The 18,926-nt window shown below is 63.1% G+C and carries 18 protein-coding genes; 5 read left to right on the top strand and 13 right to left on the bottom strand.

What is annotated here, in order from left to right:
* Positions 1-84 precede the first annotated feature (84 nt).
* The gene (gene lexA, locus KJP28_RS10195; RefSeq protein WP_218392440.1) at positions 85-783 is read left to right on the top strand and encodes a transcriptional repressor LexA; all 699 of its coding nucleotides are present in this window, start codon (positions 85-87) and stop codon (positions 781-783) included.
* Here the strand turns inward: lexA and KJP28_RS10190 are convergent.
* Positions 777-2,930 (bottom strand): ComEC/Rec2 family competence protein, encoded by a 2,154-nt coding sequence (locus KJP28_RS10190; RefSeq protein WP_336245326.1) that lies wholly within the window; start codon positions 2,928-2,930, stop codon positions 777-779. The two genes, lexA and KJP28_RS10190, sit on opposite strands and share 7 nt — an antisense overlap.
* 78 nt (positions 2,931-3,008) lie before the next feature.
* Between KJP28_RS10190 and gltX the strand changes: the two genes are divergently transcribed.
* On the top strand, positions 3,009-4,412 hold the full coding sequence (gltX, locus tag KJP28_RS10185; RefSeq protein WP_218392439.1) for a glutamate--tRNA ligase: 1,404 nt from the start codon (positions 3,009-3,011) through the stop codon (positions 4,410-4,412).
* Positions 4,413-4,457: 45 nt separating this feature from the next.
* Positions 4,458-5,753 carry a citrate synthase gene (gene gltA, locus KJP28_RS10180; RefSeq protein ID WP_218392438.1) on the top strand — a complete coding sequence of 432 codons (1,296 nt, stop codon included), beginning with the start codon at positions 4,458-4,460 and terminating at the stop codon, positions 5,751-5,753.
* Positions 5,754-5,832: 79 nt separating this feature from the next.
* On the opposite strand, the gene KJP28_RS10175 is transcribed toward gltA, so the two are convergent.
* The 3 genes from KJP28_RS10175 to KJP28_RS10165 all read right to left on the bottom strand — a co-directional run bounded on the left by KJP28_RS10175 (position 5,833) and on the right by KJP28_RS10165 (position 9,113).
* A complete protein-coding gene (locus tag KJP28_RS10175) occupies positions 5,833-6,612 on the bottom strand; it encodes an enoyl-CoA hydratase-related protein (protein ID WP_218392437.1) in 780 nt (259 codons plus the stop codon).
* Between the two features lie 66 nt (positions 6,613-6,678).
* Complete coding sequence (locus KJP28_RS10170; RefSeq protein WP_218392436.1) at positions 6,679-7,140, bottom strand: cytochrome c-type biogenesis protein; 462 nt, start codon at positions 7,138-7,140, stop codon at positions 6,679-6,681.
* Complete coding sequence (locus KJP28_RS10165; RefSeq protein WP_218392435.1) at positions 7,137-9,113, bottom strand: heme lyase CcmF/NrfE family subunit; 1,977 nt, start codon at positions 9,111-9,113, stop codon at positions 7,137-7,139. Before KJP28_RS10165 ends, KJP28_RS10170 begins: the two co-directional genes overlap by 4 nt.
* Positions 9,114-9,341: 228 nt before the next feature.
* Here KJP28_RS10165 and KJP28_RS10160 point away from each other — a divergent pair, with 228 nt between their 5' ends.
* The gene (locus tag KJP28_RS10160) at positions 9,342-9,815 is read left to right on the top strand and encodes a hypothetical protein (RefSeq protein ID WP_218392434.1); all 474 of its coding nucleotides are present in this window, start codon (positions 9,342-9,344) and stop codon (positions 9,813-9,815) included.
* A 65-nt stretch (positions 9,816-9,880) separates the two neighbouring features.
* A complete protein-coding gene (locus KJP28_RS10155; protein WP_218392433.1) occupies positions 9,881-10,147 on the top strand; it encodes a hypothetical protein in 267 nt (88 codons plus the stop codon).
* A 14-nt stretch (positions 10,148-10,161) separates the two neighbouring features.
* On the opposite strand, the gene KJP28_RS10150 is transcribed toward KJP28_RS10155, so the two are convergent.
* The 9 genes from KJP28_RS10150 to KJP28_RS10110 form a co-directional block, all read right to left on the bottom strand.
* Positions 10,162-10,593: a hypothetical protein gene (locus KJP28_RS10150; RefSeq protein WP_218392432.1), complete on the bottom strand. Its 432-nt coding sequence runs from the start codon at positions 10,591-10,593 to the stop codon at positions 10,162-10,164.
* A gap of 129 nt (positions 10,594-10,722) precedes the next feature.
* Positions 10,723-10,914 (bottom strand): hypothetical protein, encoded by a 192-nt coding sequence (locus tag KJP28_RS10145; RefSeq protein ID WP_218392431.1) that lies wholly within the window; start codon positions 10,912-10,914, stop codon positions 10,723-10,725.
* Positions 10,904-11,434: a holin family protein gene (locus tag KJP28_RS10140; protein WP_218392430.1), complete on the bottom strand. Its 531-nt coding sequence runs from the start codon at positions 11,432-11,434 to the stop codon at positions 10,904-10,906. The genes KJP28_RS10145 and KJP28_RS10140 overlap by 11 nt, the downstream gene beginning before the upstream one ends.
* Positions 11,425-12,036, bottom strand: coding sequence for a holin-associated N-acetylmuramidase (locus tag KJP28_RS10135; RefSeq protein ID WP_218392429.1), 612 nt, complete (start codon positions 12,034-12,036; stop codon positions 11,425-11,427). Before KJP28_RS10135 ends, KJP28_RS10140 begins: the two co-directional genes overlap by 10 nt.
* A gap of 65 nt (positions 12,037-12,101) precedes the next feature.
* Positions 12,102-12,545 carry a cytochrome c maturation protein CcmE gene (gene ccmE / locus KJP28_RS10130; protein WP_218392853.1) on the bottom strand — a complete coding sequence of 148 codons (444 nt, stop codon included), beginning with the start codon at positions 12,543-12,545 and terminating at the stop codon, positions 12,102-12,104.
* A gap of 71 nt (positions 12,546-12,616) precedes the next feature.
* On the bottom strand, positions 12,617-13,645 hold the full coding sequence (gene argC / locus KJP28_RS10125) for an N-acetyl-gamma-glutamyl-phosphate reductase (RefSeq protein WP_218392428.1): 1,029 nt from the start codon (positions 13,643-13,645) through the stop codon (positions 12,617-12,619).
* A gap of 55 nt (positions 13,646-13,700) precedes the next feature.
* Positions 13,701-14,513 carry a glutamate racemase gene (gene murI / locus KJP28_RS10120; protein WP_218392427.1) on the bottom strand — a complete coding sequence of 271 codons (813 nt, stop codon included), beginning with the start codon at positions 14,511-14,513 and terminating at the stop codon, positions 13,701-13,703.
* Positions 14,514-14,517: 4 nt separating this feature from the next.
* Complete coding sequence (locus tag KJP28_RS10115; protein ID WP_218392426.1) at positions 14,518-15,390, bottom strand: lysophospholipid acyltransferase family protein; 873 nt, start codon at positions 15,388-15,390, stop codon at positions 14,518-14,520.
* Between the two features lie 60 nt (positions 15,391-15,450).
* Positions 15,451-18,876 carry an indolepyruvate ferredoxin oxidoreductase family protein gene (locus tag KJP28_RS10110; protein ID WP_218392425.1) on the bottom strand — a complete coding sequence of 1,142 codons (3,426 nt, stop codon included), beginning with the start codon at positions 18,874-18,876 and terminating at the stop codon, positions 15,451-15,453.
* Between the last annotated feature and the right edge of the window lie 50 nt (positions 18,877-18,926).

Genomic DNA, 18,926 nt, shown 5'->3' with positions numbered 1-18,926 from the left:
ACGGTTAGAACATTACCTGAACAGGTGTGTCAGACACCGGGAACGAAAGCAGACGGCCAAACCGAACAAGCCGGAGGAAGAGCAATGCTGACCCGCAAGCAAATGGACCTATTGGAGTTCATCCACAAACGCATTCAGCGTGACGGGGTGCCCCCGAGTTTCGACGAGATGAAGGACGCGCTACAGCTGCGATCCAAGTCCGGCATCCACCGCCTGATCACGGCGCTTGAAGAGCGCGGCTATATCCGCCGCCTCGCCCACCGGGCCCGCGCCATCGAGATCACCCGCCTGCCCGAGGCGCTGGACCCGTCTGGCAAAGCCGGGTTCGAGCCGCGTGTGATCGACGGCGACCGCCCCGACGCTCGCCCCTCGGCGGCCATGTCGCTTGAAAGCGCGGGCGCGACCGAGCTTCCGATCCTTGGCCGGATCGCGGCAGGCACTCCCATCGAGGCGATCGAGGATGGACAGACGCAGGTCGCGGTTCCCGGCGCCATGCTGGCAGGTCGCGGCAAGCACTATGCACTCGAGGTCAAGGGCGACTCGATGATCAACGCCGGGATCAATTCGGGCGATGTCGTGGTCATCAAGGAAACCTCACACGCCGACAACGGCGATATCGTCGTGGCGCAGGTCGATGGCTACGAGGCGACGCTCAAACGCTTCCGCCGGTCTGGCGACATGATCGCGCTCGAAGCGGCGAACCCGGCTTTCGAGACACGTCTTCTTCGCGAGGGTCAGGTGAAGGTGCAGGGCAAGCTCGTCGGGCTGATCCGTACTTACTGAGCGGTCGACAGATCGACGTTTCTCTCGGGCGCGCTGGAAACATTGCGCCCGTTCGATATCGGATACACCAGATTCGGGATCGGCGCTTTGCGTCCTGTCCATAAACGCCGCCCTGCCCGCGCCTCGGCCGTCACGAATCGCGGCCCGTCCGGGTCCAGATAGATCGCCACCGCGCCGGTAGACCTGACAACATCCGAGTCGATCACGAGACAGGGCGCATCGTCCGTCATCAGACCTTCGACTGATTTCGTCCCGATCACGACGAGGCCTGCGTTTTCACAGGCGTCCTGCAACCGATCCAGCATCCCACGACCGCTGAGGTGGATCATCGAGAAAGCTCCAGGCTCATAGCGCAACGCGCCTTTGTATCCTGCATATCCGGCCCGCGCGGCGGCGGCCTCCTGCACACCGCCATCGCCGTCGTTCTCAAGCCAGTTCTGTGCGGCGAAACCGTCGCCCTGTGGCTTGCTCAAAGCACGCCCTTGGGGGCCGATCACACCCACCAACCCGCCGGACGGCGCGATTAGCACGTCGGGGCGCCCTGCCTGCGTCCACGCGGCCAACGCGATGAGCAAGGCCAGTCCGCCGAGAACGCGACCGCCACCGCGCAGCAGCACCATGGCAAGCCCTCCGAGGGCGATCACGGGGAAGACGAAAGCCTGCGGGGCGATCACATGCCCCACCGACCCGTCCAGCGCCGCAACCCAGCGCGCCACACCGAGAATCCACTCGATCGGCCAGCGCATCAGCGCGAGCGCCACCCAGCCGAGGCCGAGCGGTGACAGGAGCGCGGCGAGCACGGCAAGCGGCATGACCAGCGTGCCCATGACCGGAACGGCGAGCACATTGGCGATCAGACCGTAATGCGCGACCCGGTTGAAGATCGCTGCCGCGAAGGGCGCTGTCGCGAGCCCTGCGACCAGCGATGACAGGAACACGGCAAAGACCGGGCGCGCCCAACGTGGCAGCCGCGCCCCCTGAAAGTCCCTGAGGGCCCCGAACACGGCGACCAGAGCCGTGGTCGCGGCGAAGGACATCTGGAACCCCGCCTCGACCAGCGTCTCCGGCTTGAGGATCAGAAGGATCAGCGCCGCGATCGCCACGGCCCGCAGGGTCAACGCCCTCCGGCCGGTCATGATCGCGCCCATCATGACCGCGACCATGACGAAGGCGCGGCTTGTGGAGACCGCGCCGCCCGACAAGGCGAGGTAGAACGCCCCTGCGATCAACGCGACGAAGGCCGCGATCCGGCGCACGTCGACCGCCTGCCCCAACCCCGGCGTCACCGCGAGCGCGACTCGCAGGGTCGAGAAGACGAACCCGACAAGAAGCCCCATGTGAAGGCCTGAAATGGCCAGAAGATGCGCGAGGTTCGACGCACGAAGCGCCTCGAGCGTCTCGCGGCTCATGGCCGAGCGGTCGCCGGTCGTGATTGCTGCCGCGAAGGCGCCGGCTTCGCCCGACATGGCGTCTTGCACGGCGGTCGAGATCGCGCGGCGCAATCGTCCGACCGGCACGTCGCGGTCAGGCGGCGCAACGACCAGCGCGGGGATACGGGCATATCCGACGGCGCCGATTCCGCGAAACCACGACATGCGCCGAAAATCGAACCCTCCCGGCTCCACCGGGCCTTCGGGTGCCGAAAGATGTCCCGTCACGGCGATGCGCATACCCAGCACTGGATCGACATATCCCTGCCTGCCGTGAAGCGATATACGCACCCGGCCCGGAATTTCGTCCCGGTCGACCCTGTCCAGCCGGACGTGATCAAGCGTGAGCCGCATCGCATCCGATTGCGACCTGTCGATCGTCACCACCCGACCTTCGATCGGGCCATAATAGCGAAACCCGAGAACTGGCGAGGCGACGTTGTGCGCACGAAAACCGGCAAGCATCATGCCGAGGAGTATCGTTGCCAACCCCATGAAAACTATCGCGAACCCCGGAAACCTGCCGCGATCGAGAACCCGGGCTACCAATCCGGCGATAAGCGCCAGAAGCGCCACGAATGTCCAACCCGGCACGCCCGGTTCGGATCTGAGCGAAAAGTATGCGCCGATACCCGCGCCGAGGCCGACCGGAGCGAACAGCAAGAGCCGACCACGCAACCGCTCCAGCCGTTCGGACATCATGGCGAGTGGGGCCAAGCCTTGTCCTCCTTCTCCGACCCGTCTAGACCTCCCCCGAGCCTATTCCGCCATGGTTTCCGAAAGGTTAACGCCTCTATGTCCGACAGTCCCGTCGTCACCCGTTTCGCGCCGTCTCCCACCGGCTACCTGCACATCGGCGGCGCACGCACGGCGCTGTTCAACTGGCTTTATGCGCGGGGCCGTGGCGGCCAGTTCCTACTGCGCATCGAAGACACGGATCGGGCGCGGTCCACGCCGGAAGCGACCGAGGCGATCCTCAAGGGCATGGCCTGGCTCGGGCTCGATCACGACGGCGAGGTGGTCAGCCAGTTCGAACGCGCCGGACGCCACACCAAGGTGGCGAACGAGATGCTGGCAAAGGGCCACGCCTACAAATGCTTTTCGACGCAGGATGAAATCGCGGAATTCAGGGAAGCTGCCCGCGCCGAGGGGAAATCGACGCTGTTCAGATCGCCCTGGCGCGATACCGATCCGTCGACCCATCCAGACGCGCCCTTCGTCGTGCGCCTGAAGGCCCCGCGCGACGGCGAGACGGTCATCGAGGATGCGGTACAGGGCAAGGTCACGTTCCGGAACGACCAACTCGACGATATGATTTGTTTACGTTCCGATGGCACACCGACCTACATGCTCGCTGTTGTCGTAGATGATCACGATATGGGCGTTACCCACGTGATCCGGGGGGACGACCATCTGAACAACGCCGCCCGCCAGAAGCTCGTGTACGAGGCGATGGACTGGGACGTGCCCGTGTTCGCGCATATCCCGCTGATTCACGGCCCCGATGGCAAAAAGCTCTCAAAGCGCCACGGCGCACTGAGAGTCGAGGAATATCAGGCCATGGGGTATCCGGCGCCGGCAATGCGCAACTATCTCGCACGGCTGGGGTGGAGCCACGGCGACGATGAGGTGTTCACCGATGACCAGGCGAAGGATTGGTTCGACCTTGGCGGGATAGGCAAGGGCGCAGCACGGTTCGACTTCAAGAAACTCGACCACGTTTCCGGCCAGCACATTGGCATGATGGAGGCAGATGCGCTTATTTCGCAGGTGCAGGATTTTCTTGCCGTGACCGATGCTGATGCGCTGACCGAAGGTCAGATCGAAGGTTTGCGCGAGGCGCTTCCTTTCGTTCGATCGGGGGCCAAGACCATCCCGCAACTCTTGGAAAAGGCGCACTTTATTCTGACGCAGCGTCCGCTGGAGGTGGAAGAGAAAGCCGCAAAGAACCTCGATGATGTATCCCGTGGTATACTGTCTGAATTGACGCCGCAGTTGCAAACTGTTAGCTGGAAACGCGAAGAATTGGAGGCTATCCTGAACGCGACGGCCGAAGCCCATGACATGGGGTTCGGCAAGCTCGCGGCACCGCTTCGCGCCGCGCTCGCAGGACGCACCGCGACGCCGAGCGTATTCGACATGATGCTGGTTCTCGGCCGGGAGGAAACACTCGCCCGGCTCTCCGAGGTCAGCGCGTAATCCAACTGGGCCATACGGGTCCGACGCAAGAGAGGGAAGACAAGTATGACTGAACAGACGGGGACCGCGAAGCTGAGCTTCGGTGACAAGGAACTTGAACTTCCCATCTACACGCCGACCGCAGGGCCGGACGTGATCGACATTTCCAAGCTCTACGCGCAGGGTGACGTGTTCACCTTCGACCCGGGCTTCACCTCGACGGCCGCCTGCGACTCGACCATCACCTTCATCGATGGTGAAGAAGGCGTGCTTCTGCATCGGGGCTATCCGATCGACCAGCTCGCGTCGAAATCGCATTTCCTCGAAGTCTGTTTTCTTCTGCTCTACGGCCACCTGCCGACCGCGTCCGAGGTAGAAGACTTCGAATTCCGCGTGACCCGCCACACGATGGTTCACGAGCAGATGACAAAGTTCTACTCGGGCTTCCGCCGTGATGCGCACCCGATGGCGATCATGGTGGGCGTGGTCGGCGCGATGTCGGCCTTCTACCACGACTCGACCGACATTTCGGACCCGTGGCAGCGCGAAGTGGCGTCGATCCGCATGATCGCGAAAATGCCGACGATTGCGGCGATGGCCTATAAATACACAATTGGCCAGCCCTTCGTGTATCCGCGCAACGATCTCGATTATGCGTCGAACTTCCTGCACATGTGTTTCTCGGTGCCTGCCGAGAATTACGAGGTGAACCCGATCCTGAGCCGCGCGATGGACCGGATCTTTACGCTCCACGCCGACCATGAACAGAACGCCTCGACATCGACCGTGCGTCTGGCCGGTTCCTCGGGCGCGAACCCGTTTGCCTGCATCGCCGCCGGCATCGCCTGTCTCTGGGGTCCGGCGCATGGTGGTGCCAACCAGGCCTGTCTCGAGATGCTGAAGGAAATCGGCACGGTCGACCGAATCCCCGAATACATCGCACGGGCCAAGGACAAGGACGATCCGTTCCGCCTGATGGGCTTCGGACACCGGGTCTACAAGAACTTCGACCCGCGCGCGAAGGTGATGAAGCAATCGGCGGACGAGGTGCTGGACCTGTTGGGGATCGAAGACAACCCGATCCTGCAGGTCGCCAAGGAGCTCGAGCGTCAGGCGCTCGAAGACCCCTATTTCACCGACAAGAAACTTTTCCCGAACGTGGATTTCTACTCGGGCATCATTCTGGAAGCGATGGGTTTCCCGACCGCCATGTTCACACCGATCTTCGCGCTTGCCCGCACCGTGGGCTGGATTTCCCAATGGAAAGAGATGCTCGGAGACCCGAAACAGAAAATCGGTCGTCCGCGTCAGCTCTATATCGGCGAAACGCTGCGCGATTACGTGGATGTCGAGAACCGCTGATCAGCGGACGACGTTCAACCCAACAAGGAAAGGGCCGCTCATTTTGGGCGGCCCTTTTCGGTATCATCCAGTCAGCGGATCAGCGCCCTTCGAAACGCGGAGGGCGTTTTTCGAGGAAAGCGAGGATGCCCTCCTTCGCATCTCTGGACGTTCCGCATTCACCCTGAGTGCGTGCCTCCAGTTCCAGTTGCGCGTCAAGATCGTTGCCGAGGCTCGCGCGCATGGCTTTCTTGATCCCGGCGAAAGCCAGCGTCGGTCCTTGTGCGAGGTAATCGGCCCGCGCCCGCCAGTGATGTTCGAAATCCACATCGGCCACCACTTCCCAGATCATGCCCCAGTCGGCGGCCTGCGCCGCAGTCACCCGCTCGGCGAACAGGGCGGAGCCCATCGCGCGGGCGAGCCCGATGGTGCGCGGCAAGACATGCGTTCCTCCTGCGTCAGGGATAAGGCCGATCTTCGAGAAAGCCTGTAGGAAATAGGCGCTTTCGGCGGCGATGACCACGTCCGCACCGAGCGCGATATTGGCTCCAGCCCCCGCCGCTGGGCCGTTGACAGCCGCGATGACCGGCACTTTCGCCTCCGCCATCTCGCGCACGATCGGCTCGTATTCGTCCCGCAACACGCGCTCGAGATCCAGCGCCGAGATCCCGCTGTTGGTCTGACCAAGATCCTGCCCGGAACAAAAGGCGCGCCCGGCCCCTGTTACCACCACGACCCGCGCGGCTTCGGCGCCACGTTTGATGCCATCGGCCAGTTCTGCGCGCATCTGAGTGGTCAGCGCATTCATCTTGTCCGGCCGATTGAGCGTGACAACCGCCACACCCGCCGTGACCTCATACAGAATCGTCTCGTAATCCATGAGCCCTCCTTCTCGCTGCGCTGTCAGCCTAGACAAGGCACCGCCGAAGGAAAGACGGACGCGCCGTCACTCGCCGCTCTTGCCGGTCAGTTCCGCGATGCGCGCCCGTTCTTCGGCGGATAGTCCCGTCTCACCCGGCTCCTTCGCCGTGGAACGTCCACGAAGGTAGACGAGCGCACCGAACGCGGCGGCCACGAACAGCGCCGGCCCCGCCAGCCACAAAAGCAGATTGGCCCCGGAGGTGTTCGGTTTCATCAGGACGTATTCGCCATATCGCTCGACGACGAATTCCGTCACCTCTTCGTTGCTGTCGCCGGCGACAAGGCGTTCACGCACCAGAAGCCGCAAGTCGCGTGCGATCGAGGCGTTGCTCTCGTCGATATTCTCCCCCCGACAGACCACGCAGCGCAGCCCTGCCGAAATCTCGCGGGCGCGCGCCTCCAGCGCCGGATCGTCCAGAACCTCGTCCGGGTTCACGGCGAACGCAGGGGTCGCGATGAAAGCGAGGAGAAACAAGAGCCGCTTCATTCCGCAGGCACCCCGGTGCTGCGCATCTGGCGCGACGCTCCGGCGGCGACGCGATAGCGCCGGTCCGAAAGGCTCAGAAGTCCGCCGAGCGCCATGATGATCGCCCCGGCCCAGATCCAGTTGGCGAAGGGTTTGATGAACGTCCTGACCGCATATCCACCGTCGGATTGCGCGTCACCGATCACCACGTAGATATCACGCCAGAACCCGTTGAGAATGGCCGCCTCGGTGGTCGGCATGGCCTGCACGGGGTAAACCCGTTTCTCCGGTTGCAGCACCGCAAGGTCCCGCCCGTTCCGGCTGACCTCGATATCCGCAACGGTGGACAGGTAGTTCGGCCCCCGCTCTTCGCGGACCTCGCGGATCATCACCTCGTATCCCGCCACATCGAAAGGTTCGGCCGAACGCGCGACACGGATATCCTCCACCTGCCAGGCCATCAGCCCGGAAATCCCCATGAACACGACGCCGAGCCCGGTGTGCGCGACGACACGCCCCCAATCGGCCCGGGGGAGGCGTGCAAGGCGGCCGAAACGGTTCGAGAGCGCCCCGCGCCCGAGACGGCTCCACAGGTCGGTCGCCGCGCCGGCAACCAGCCACGCTCCAAGCAGGAAGCCCACAGGGCCGAGAATAGTGCGTTGGCTCTGGATGGCCCACACAAGCAAGAACACCGCAACGGCAAGGATCGCCGCCGGAACGAGCGGTTTGACCACGCGCCCGAGCTTCGCACGTTTCCATGGAAGCATTGCGCCAACGGGCAGGAGAAGTGCGAGCGCCACCATGAACGGCGTGAACGCCGCTTCGAAAAACGGAGCGCCGACCGAAAGTTTGCGGTCGAAGAACATCTCGGCCACCAGGGGCCAGATCGTTCCGATGAACACCACGATCGAGGACACGGCGAGCAGGATGTTGTTGAAGACCAGCGCGCTTTCCCGGCTGACCATCGCGAAGACGCCTTTGGCCTCCATCGTTCCCGCCCGAGCCGCGAAAAGCGTCAGTGCACCTCCGGTGAAAACGGCGAGAATCATCAGGATGAACACCCCGCGTTCAGGGTCGTTGGCGAAGGCATGCACCGAGGTGATGACACCGGAGCGCACAAGGAAGGTGCCGATCAGCGAGAAGCCGAAGGCGAGGATGGCAAGCAGGATGGTCCAGCTTTTCAACGCCTCGCGTTTTTCCACGACGATCGCGGAATGCAGGAGCGCGGCGGCAAAAAGCCACGGCATGAAGCTTGCGTTTTCGACCGGGTCCCAGAACCAGAACCCGCCCCAGCCGAGCTCGTAATAGGCCCACCACGAGCCGAGCGCGATGCCGACGGTCAGGAAGACCCAGGCCGCCAGCGTCCAGGGCCGCACCCAACGCGCCCAGGCCGCATCGACCCGGCCCTCTATCAGTGCCGCGACGGCGAAGGAAAACGCCATCGAAAGGCCGACATAGCCGAGGTAGAGGAACGGCGGATGAAACGCGAGGCCGGGGTCTTGCAGAAGCGGGTTGAGGTCCTGCCCGTCAAACGGCGGCTGCGCCACCCGCAAGAACGGGTTCGACGTGAACAGGATGAAGGCGAGGAACGCCACGCCAATCGCGCTTTGCACGGAAAGAACGTTGGCTTTCAGGCGCGGCGGAAGCCCGCTCCCGAACCAGGCTGCCATCGCGCCGAACAGGGTAACGATCAGCACCCACAGCATCATCGACCCTTCGTGGTTCCCCCAGACGCCCGACACCTTGTAGAGCATCGGTTTGGCGCTGTGCGAATTTAGCACGACCACCCTGAGCGAGAAATCCGAAACGACAAAGGCGTAGGTCAACGCGGCAAAGGCGGCTCCGACGAGAAGGAATTGGAGCGTCGCGGCAGGTGCAGCGATGGCCATCCAGCCAGACCACCCTTTCTGCGCGCCGATGAAAGGCACGATCGTTTGCACGATGGCCACGCCGAAGGCGAGGATAAGTGCCATATGTCCGAGTTCAGCTATCATGCGAGGCTTTTAGTGCTTTTGCGCATTCTCGCCAATGGGCCGTGCGTGAATGTCGCGGATTTGTCATGGGCAGATTGTCGCAAAGGCTGAAGCGAAATCTGGCGGCGATATGCCGAAACGAGCGCCCGCGTCTCGGAACATCGTGACACGGGCGCGCATTGGGTAAATTGAGCGCAACGAGCAAATGGTGCGAGGTGAGTCTGCCCGTACCAAATCAATGGAGGTATTATGGCATATCCGATCAAGACAACGCTTCTCGCGACAGGCCTCACGCTGGGCACGATGGGCGGTGTCGCCTATGCAGGTGATTTCGACGGGTTCTATCTCGGGGCCTATGGTTCGGGCAATTTCTCGACGACGCCGAACACGTACGGCTTCGGCGGTCAGGCCGGTTACATGTATGAATTCGCGCCCGGTGGCTACGTCGGCGGCGAAGTCGATGTCTACCGGCCAATGGGCGGCCCGACGGTCTACACCGGTGCCGCGCGTCTGGGTTACGATTTCGGCTCACCCTTCATGGCCTATGTCTCGGCCGGGGCCGGTGTCGACGGCACGGGCGCAGGCGTCTGGACCGTGGGCGGCGGCGGTCAATACGATGTCGGCAACGGCGTCTCCGTACGCGCCGGCGTCGATCGTTATCAGCCAACAGCCGGCGGCGCGGCCAATTACGCCGGCAAGGTCGGTCTGAACTACACGTTCTGACCCCGAACACGACAAGACTGCGCGGCAGGCTCGCCTTGCCGCGCAGATCGTGAGATGATGTCGGCATGAGAAAGCTTGCGTTCATTATCGTTGTCGCATCAGCCTGCCCCTCATGGGCGCAGGACGGCACGACCGCAAGAAATGATCTCTTCGACTGGAGAGCCGATCCGGCGCGCGCCGCGCGGGCGGAGGCGCTGTCGAAGCCACCCGCACTCCCGAAAACACCGAAACCCCGCGATTATGTGCCTTACTCGGATAGTTCCGACAAAGACGCTGAGAACGAGCTGAAAATCGGTGGCCATATATGGGCCGGTTACGCGGTGAGGTTCTGATTGACGCCGGTTTGTCAGAAACCGATATGAACCACGTGAACGGCGCAAGATACGGCGATGGCGCCAAGAACCGGCCACAGGAAATGCAATCCGTGAAAGCCGAAACTGCGTTGTATGACCGCGAAATGGAGCACCGCGCCGACAATCGGTAGCGCGAGGACGGCGAACAATGCGGGATGGTCCTGCGCCCATGTCGGCGTTCCCATCAGGTTGTAGGCCCACCACCAGCCGGCCATCCACGAGATTCCGAGCCAGGACACGACCATGCCAATCGCTAGAGGCGTCGTGCGTTCGAACCAGAGCCAGAGAAACGTGCAGGCGATCAGCAGTGCCATGATCGCGATCGTGCCGTATGCGACATCCGCAACCACGTCGAATCCCAAGCGCAGGAAGGCCAGTTCAAGTGCGGCCACCGTCATTGCGACCAGCCATATCGCCTGTTTCATGCCCCAATACCTCTCGCACGGCACGATCCAGTGTTTCGGACGCGCATTGGTGCCGTTCCAACGCACGCGTAAGCCTGACGCCTGCCAGAAGTGCCCAGGTCGAGCGGAAGAACTGTCGCATCGACCGGGTCACAGGTCCCTGCCCCGGCTCGGAAGCCGTTCCCGGATGATTGTCGTGATCTCGATCAGGATGGCGGAGTTCTTGTCGAGCACCGCGCGCGTCGCCTGATCCTTCTGCAAGTCCCGCCAAAGCAGGTAGAAGACCAGAAGCACCCACGGACCGTGATCCGAAAGGATCTTGATCAGCGTGTCAGCGCTCATCGCGCAGCCACTCGTTCAACGCGGGATTGGCGTCATCGCCCCCGTCCCGATCGCGGGCCAGCGCGTCCAGCACTCCAAGATTGTGGACGACATTGCTCGTCGACGCGATCGTCGTTGCGAAAGAGCGTTGGAATTCCTGGCTTTTCACCTGATGGCGCGCGCCGAAGTAAAAACTCACGATCGCGCCCAGCAGCCACCAGAGCGGTTCCGGGACCAGGGCGATCCCGTTCATCCGCGCGGCGAACCACACCGGGTCCACCATAGCCGAGACGAAAAGCCCCAGTGTGCCGAGTGCCAGAGCGGGTCGCGGGATGCGGTTGACCCCGTCAATGAATCGGTCCCAGACCGACTTTCTCTCGACCTGGAATTCCGACGCGAATTGCCCGAGCGCTGCCGCCTGCAACTGCGCCTCCCGCTGCGCCTGAGCCTCCGCATTTTCGCGAAACACCCCCATCGTTTCGCTGACCACGTTCCGACCCCCGCCGAAAACGAGGTTCATGGCACCGTCGATCACCCCCATTTCGCCACCCGCGCGCGATGCTCAGCCTCGCTGAGATGGTATTTCGGAGAGATGAACTCCTCTGCCCGCGTGATCCAACCCCCTTTGCCGCCGTCTCGCCGGCGCGCGTATTTGCGACTGGCGGAGCGCCGGTCAGCAAGGCTGTAGTAATAATTCCGACGTTCGATCCCATAGGCGTCGGCGATGTGATCTGGAGCCTTGCGCGCCGCGGTCTCTGCCGCCGCCGCGGTCTGCGGCCCGATGACGCCATCGACGGCGACGGACAAGCCCATCTTGCACAAGAGCTTCTGAAGAATGCGAACCGCGTTCGAACCCGCGTTGACGTACATGTCGAACACGGAGGGTTGCAAAGCCTCAGGCAAGCGCGCGATCCCCGGGTCGACGAAATAATGCCGGATGAAAATATCGACGGCGTCCCCGCGCGAAAGCGCCCTCACGTCCTCGGTCGTCACGCGGCCGTCGCCGGTCAGGTCCATGCCAAGACGGCGCATCGTTCCGATGGTGACGCCGTGGTTCGTCGCCCCGCCCGGATCGTCGGGATCGTTCACGTAGCCGCCTTCGCGTGCGACGATCGCTTCCGCGATGTCTCGAACCGATATCATCTGCCTGTGCCTCGCGTTCTGACTGCGAGACACAGGGTGCGATCAAATGGTTAACGCCTTAGAAATCAGGAGTTCGGGTCCTGATACACGCCCTGTTCCTTGAGGCTGTCCATCACCTCTTTCGGCATGTATTCCTCGTCATGCTTGGCAAGGATGTCGGTGGCGAGGAACACACCGTCCACATAGGAACCGGTGCCGATCATGCCCTGGTTCTCACCGAAAAGGTCCGGCAACACGCCCGTGAACGTCACCGGGATTGAAGCCCCCCCGTCCGTCACCGAGAAGCTCACCGTCTCGCTTTCCCCGCGGCGCAACGTGCCTTCTTCGACAAGCCCGCCGATGCGGAACACCTCGGTCGATTGCGGAGGCTCGGCCAGAATCTCGCTCGGCGACCGGAAGTAATTGATCCCGTCGCGGAAGGCGAATCCGATCAAGCCCGTCGCGACGATGAGCGCGAGGAACGTGAACAGGATAATCTGAATACGGCGACGCTTCTTCAGCCCCTTCATACCCGACATATCGACAATCTCCTTAGCTGCACGCTTCTAGCGTGGGCGCGTGACCCGATCCTTGATATAACTCAAGGGAACATCGGCGCGAGCATCAGCCCAGCCGTCTCATCTTCACCAAGCATCAAATTCGCGTTCTGAACCGCCTGCCCGCTCGACCCTTTCGCAAGGTTGTCCAGCGTCGACACGACCAATGCGCGCCCCGGCACGCGGTCGCCGATGACCCCGATATGACATTGGTTCGACCCGGTCACCTGACCCATCCCCGGCGCCTGCCCATAGGGCAGAACCGTCACGAACGGTTCCGTCTCGTAACGTGCGACCAGACTGTTGTGAATCGCCTTGGGGTCACCCTCGACATAACAATCCGCAATGATGCCCCGGTTGATCGGCACGAGGTGCGGCGTAAAGACGATCTCGACCTTTCGACCCGCGATGGCGCTGAACTCCTGATCGAATTCCGCCAGATGCCGGTGCTTGCCGCCTTGGGAATACCCGAGCACATCGGTCGAACGCTCCGCAAACAGCATGTTCTCCTTGAGCGACCGCCCCGCCCCCGAAATCCCGTTCTTGAGATCGCAGATGATCCGGTCGAGGTCGATCAACGCGTCCTCGATCAGTGGCCGCAGCGCATATTGCACCGTGGCGGCGTTACATCCAGTGCCTGCGACCAACCTGGCATCCCGGATCTCGTCGCGGTAAAACTCGGTCAGCCCGTAAACCGCTTCTTTCTGAAGCTCGACCGCCACGTGCTCCGCGCCATACCATTTCTCGTATTCAAGAGGATCGCGCAGCCGGAAATCCGCACCGAGGTCGACGACCTTCACGGTGTCGGGCAGATCGCGCACAAGGGCTTGGCTCAACCCGTGCGGCAGGGCGGCAAACACCAGATCGACATCGGAGAAGTCGATCTCCTCCATCTTCACCAGCTTCGGCAGGTCGAGCGCACGCAGATGCGGATAGACCTCGGACATCTCCATCCCCGCTTTCCGATCCGCGGAAAGGGCGACGATTTCGAAGCTCGGATGCGTGGCGATGATCCGGACGAGTTCCGCGCCGGTATAGCCGGACGCGCCCAGAATGGCGATCTTGTGTGTCATGCTCTCGTGTCCTGTTCAGACAGGGTAAATAGGGTGTTTGGGCGATGCGCGCAAATCACGCGGCTTCGAAAGCGATCTTTCGTCGCAGAAAGCGCGTCGCACCGTTCGAGACGCGCGCGGGATCACCCGTGGTCAGGAACTTGGACTCGGTCCCCGCGCCGACCATTTTCGGGTGGCGTTCGAGGTAATCGGCGAGGCTCGCCGCAACCAGGTTCGCCTGCGAATAAACCGTCACCTCCGGGCCCAGCGCCTCCTGAAACGCCTCCTGCATGATCGGGTAATGCGTGCACCCAAGGATCGCGGCCTCGGGTTCCGGCATCTTGCGCTTGAGCGCGTCGACATGGCTGCGCACGAGCGCATCCGCAAGGATCATGTCGCCATCCTCGATCGCGTCCACGACACCACCACAGGCCTGCGCCTCGACGTCGACCCCGATGGCCCGAAACGCAAGCTCACGCTGGAACGCCCGGCTTGCAACGGTCGCGGGCGTGGCGAACAGCGCCACATGTTTCACGGCGACTTCGCGCGGCGGGGAATTGTCGCCCCATTTGCGTTCGGTCAACGCTTCGATCAGGGGCACGAACACCCCCAGAACCCGCTTGTCGGCGGGCAGCCAGCTTTCCTGCATTCGGCGAAGTGCTGCGGCAGAGGCGGTGTTACAGGCGAGGATGACGAGGTCGCAGCCCTCGTCCCATAGCCGTTCGACAGCCTTGGTGGTGAGTTGGTAGATGTCCTCGGCATCCCGCACGCCATAGGGCGCATGCGCATTGTCGCCGAAATAGACCACGGGAACTTCCGGCAGGCGCTGCGTGACCGCGTCCAGAACCGTGAGGCCACCGAGCCCCGAGTCGAATATCCCTACCGCCATGCCCTCATGCCTTGTGCCGCTCTTCGAATTCGAACCCCGTGGCGCGCCAGTCCACGGGCGTTGGCGACAAGGCATAGGTCCGTTCGCGCAGGAAATCCATCATGGATTTGGGCGACGCGCGGAATTGTGCGAGCGTTTCCGGGGCGATGGGTGCGCCGATGATCGTGCCGACCGGCCCGTCCACTCGCGCCCTGAACTCCCGGATCAAGAGCCCCATTCTGATGGGCACGGCGACGTGACTGGCAAGCTGGAACAGGCGCGAGTTCTGCCCCTCGAAGAAAACCGGCACCACGTGTGCGCCCGAACGCGCGACCATCTTGGCGGTAAAGAGCCGCCAGGCCGGGTCCATGGGGCGCCCGAACGGCGTGGGCGCGGTCGACACCGTGCCGCCGGGGAACACGCCCACAGCGCCGCCGTCGGCCAGAAAGGCCTGCGCGTTTCGCCGCGTCTCGATGTTGCGCCGCGTGGCCTCGGGCGTGCCCGCAAAGTCGATGGGCAGGATCACCTCACGCAGTTCCGGGGCCCGCGAGAACACTTCATGCGCCAGAATGCGAAACTTCGCCCCCCGCGCCTCGCGCAGGAGATGCCCCATCATCAGACCGTCGAGGATCCCGTAGGGGTGATTGGCCACGACCACCAATGGCCCCTCGCGCCGCAGCGCGTCGATCCCGGCCCCGCCGATCTTGGCCTCGATCCCGAAACGCGCCGCCATGACTGACCAGAAGTCGGCCCCGGTCGCCAGGTCTTTCTCATACCCCCGAGCCCGCAGGATCAGCCGCCGGCGACCCGTGGAATTTTCCAGACCACGGACAAGAGCACGCAGCATGCGGCCTTCGATCGTGTGGGCATAGGAGATGTCGTGTGCGACGCCGGGCATGGGCCGAATCCTCGTTGGATTTCAGCCCATATGCCCTCCGTCTGTAACGCCCGCGTGACGCTACTCGGCAGCCTCGGCGACATGGTCCGGACCCGCCCGGAATGCCGCGAGCAATTCTTCGCGCCGTTTCGCAGCCTTGGCCTGGTTCGCTTCCTTCACCGGCCCGAAGCCCCGGATGTCGAGCGGAAGCCGCGCAAGCGCCACCCCCGCCTCGGGATTGCCACTCTCCCAAGCCCCAAGCACCTCGTCCATGTCGGCTTCGTATTGCGCGATCAGAGCACGCTCCATCTTGCGTTCCGCCGAATAACCGAACGGATCGAGCGGCGTGCCGCGCAAGCCCTTGAACGCTGGCAGGATCGACATGGCCTTCACCACGCCCTCGCTCATGCGCCGCTTCAGGGGGCGACCATCGGGGCCTTCCCCGCCAAAAATCGGTGGCGCCAGCAGGACCGACAGTTTCAGGTCGCCGTCGAAAGCGTCCTCGGCCTTGGCGCGCGTATCCTGCAAGAGCCGCGCCACCTCGTATTCGTCCTTGTAGGCCAGGAGCTTGTGATACCCGAGCGCGATGGCTTCGCGCATGGCCTCATCCGGCGCACGATCCACCAACGCGCGATACCGAGTCGCAAGCCGCGCATTCTGATAGGTCGTCAGATGGCCTTCTCTGTAGGCGATCCGTTCATCGAGCGTTCGCGGTTTCTCCACGACCTTGTCCGTGTCGGCCATGTCATGCGCCGCCTCTGGATCATGCGCGACCCAACGCCCTGTCTCGAACGCCCGTTTGTTGCGCTCCGGGGCCTGTCCGTTCAGGTCGATGGCCTGCATCAGCGCCTCATGGCTGATCGGGACCAACCCACGCTGCCATGCCGCACCCAGCACCATCATGTTCGAATAGATCGAATCTCCCATCAGCGCCTCGGCCAGTTCGGTCGCGTCGAAAAGCTGAAGCCGATCCTTCAGCCGCGCCTCCAGCGACAGCTCGAGCCGGTCACTCGGGATCGTGAAATCGGTATCGCGGGTGAAATCGCCGGTAACGATCTCGTGGCTGTCCACCACTCCCCCCGTGCGCCCCGTTTGCGTAAGACCCAGCACCTGCGGACTGGCCGAGACGACGAGTTCGCCGCCGATCAGGGCATCGCATTCACCCGTGGCAACCCGGATCGCCGAGATATCCTCGGGCGCGTTTGCGATGCGAAGGTGGACCGTCACCGCGCCGCCCTTCTGCGCGAGCCCAGCCATTTCCATCATGCCCGCGCCCTTGCCGTCCAAATGCGCGGCCTGCGCCATGATCGCGCCGATGGTCACGACGCCGGTGCCGCCGACCCCGGTGATGACCGAGTTCCAGGTGCCGTCGATCTCCGGCAATGCTGGGTCAGGCACTTTCGGCAGATCGAAATCCGCCGCCACGCGTTTCTTCGGCGTGCCGCCTTCAACGGTCACGAAGCTGGGGCAAAAGCCCTTCAGACAGGAGAAATCCTTATTGCAGGCCGATTGGTCGATGGCGCGTTTGCGGCCAAGTTCGGTCTCGACCGGCGTGATCGCGACGCAGTTCGACTGAACCCCGCAATCGCCGCAGCCTTCGCAGATGTCGGTGTTGATGAGCACCCGCTTGTCCGGGTCCGGGAACGTGCCCCGCTTGCGACGACGGCGTTTTTCGGCAGCACAGGTCTGCACATACAGAAGGACCGTTACCCCTTTGATTTCGCGCAATTCCTTCTGCACGTTGTCGGTTTCGTCGCGGGTCCGGATTTCGACATCCCGCGGGAAAGCCCCGGTGTCCAACTCTTCTTTCGGGTCATGGACCAGCACGAGCTTTTCCACGCCCGCCGCCAGCATTTCGCGTGCGATCCGAAGCGAGTCCAACCCACCCTCGTTGGCCTGACCGCCGGTCATCGCGACCGCGTCGTTGTAGAGGATCTTGAACGTGATGTTCGTGCCCGCCGCGATGGCCGCGCGCACCGCCTGAATGCCCGAATGGTTATATGTCCCGTCGCCGAGGTTCTGAAACACATGCTCGCGATTGGAAAACGGCGCTTCCCCGATCCAGTTCACGCCTTCGCCGCCCATATGGGTGAAGCCCAGCGTCTCGCGGTCCATCCACTGCACCATGTAGTGACAGCCGATCCCGGCATAAGCCCGGCTCCCCTCCGGCACCTTGGTCGAGGTATTGTGCGGACAGCCGGCGCAGTAATACGGAAGCCGCGCGGCAATCGCCTCGGCATTGTCCGCCTTCTGAGCCTCGGCGATGCGCGAAAGCCCGGCGTGAATCGCTTCGGTTTCGCGGCCCTCCTCGATCAGCACGCCGCCGATCTTCTCCGCGATGAACATCGGGTCGAGCGCGTAGCGCGTCGGGAACATCTCGATCTGTCGCCCGTGTTCCCACGTGTCGCCCTTGTGCCAGCCATAGACGCGGCGCCCGCGCCGATCGTCGAAGATCGCTTCCTTGATCTGCACCTCGATCAGCTTGCGCTTTTCTTCCACCACGACGATCAGATCGAGCCCTTCGGCGAATTCGTGGAAGGATTCCATGTCGAGCGGCCAGGTCTGCGCAACCTTGTAGGTCGTGATGCCAAGGCGCTCCGCCTCAGTCTCGTCGATCCCCAGAAGCGACAACGCATGAACGAGATCGAGCCAGTTCTTGCCCGCCGCGACGAAACCGATCTTGGCCCCCGCCTTGCCCCACATGCGCCGGTCGATACGGTTGGCGCGGGCATAGGCTTCGGCCGCGAAGCGCTTGTAGTCGATCATCCGCGCTTCCTGAACGATACGGTCGTCCACCAGCCGTATGTTCAGCCCGCCGTCGGGCATTTTGAATTCCGGCGTGACCAGCGACATGCGATCAGCTCGCCCGTCCACGACCGCCGTCGCCTCCACCGTGTCCTTCATCAGCTTCAGCCCGGCCCAAAGCCCGGAAAAGCGTGACAGACCATAGCCGTATATTCCGAGATCGAGGATTTCCTGAACACCCGCTGGTGACAGGACCGGCATGTAGGCATCGACCATCGCCCAGTCGGACTGGTGCAGCACGGTCGAGCTTTCGCCGGTATGGTCATCGCCCATCGCCATGAGCACGCCGCCGTTTACGCTGGAGCCAGCCATGTTTGCGTGGCGCATGACGTCGCCGGACCGGTCCACGCCCGGCCCTTTGCCGTACCACAGGCCGAAGACGCCGTCATACTTGCCTTCACCGCGCAACTCGGCCTGCTGCGACCCCCACAGGGCCGTCGCGGCGAGGTCTTCGTTCAGACCGGGTTCGAACCGCACGTTCGAAGCGGTCAATTCCTTTGCCGCGCGCATCATCCAGCTATCGACACCACCCAGGGGCGAGCCTCGATACCCGGTAACATAGCCGGCCGTGTTCAGCCCCGCTGCACTATCGCGGGCCGATTGCATCAGCATCAGCCGCACCAGCGCCTGGGTGCCGTTGAGCAACACCGGGGATTTCGTCAGGTCGAATCTATCCCTGAGGGACACATCCTGCCGTGTCATCGCGCGCCTCCGATCATGGAATAAGCACAATCAGGCTAGGGGAAGCGTGA

The sequence above is a fragment of the Maritimibacter dapengensis genome (assembly GCF_019218265.1).
Classification (GTDB): Bacteria; Pseudomonadota; Alphaproteobacteria; order Rhodobacterales; family Rhodobacteraceae; genus Maritimibacter; species Maritimibacter dapengensis.
The sequence above is the reverse complement of the archived record's forward strand: the minus strand, read 5'-3'. Positions and strand labels throughout refer to the sequence as shown.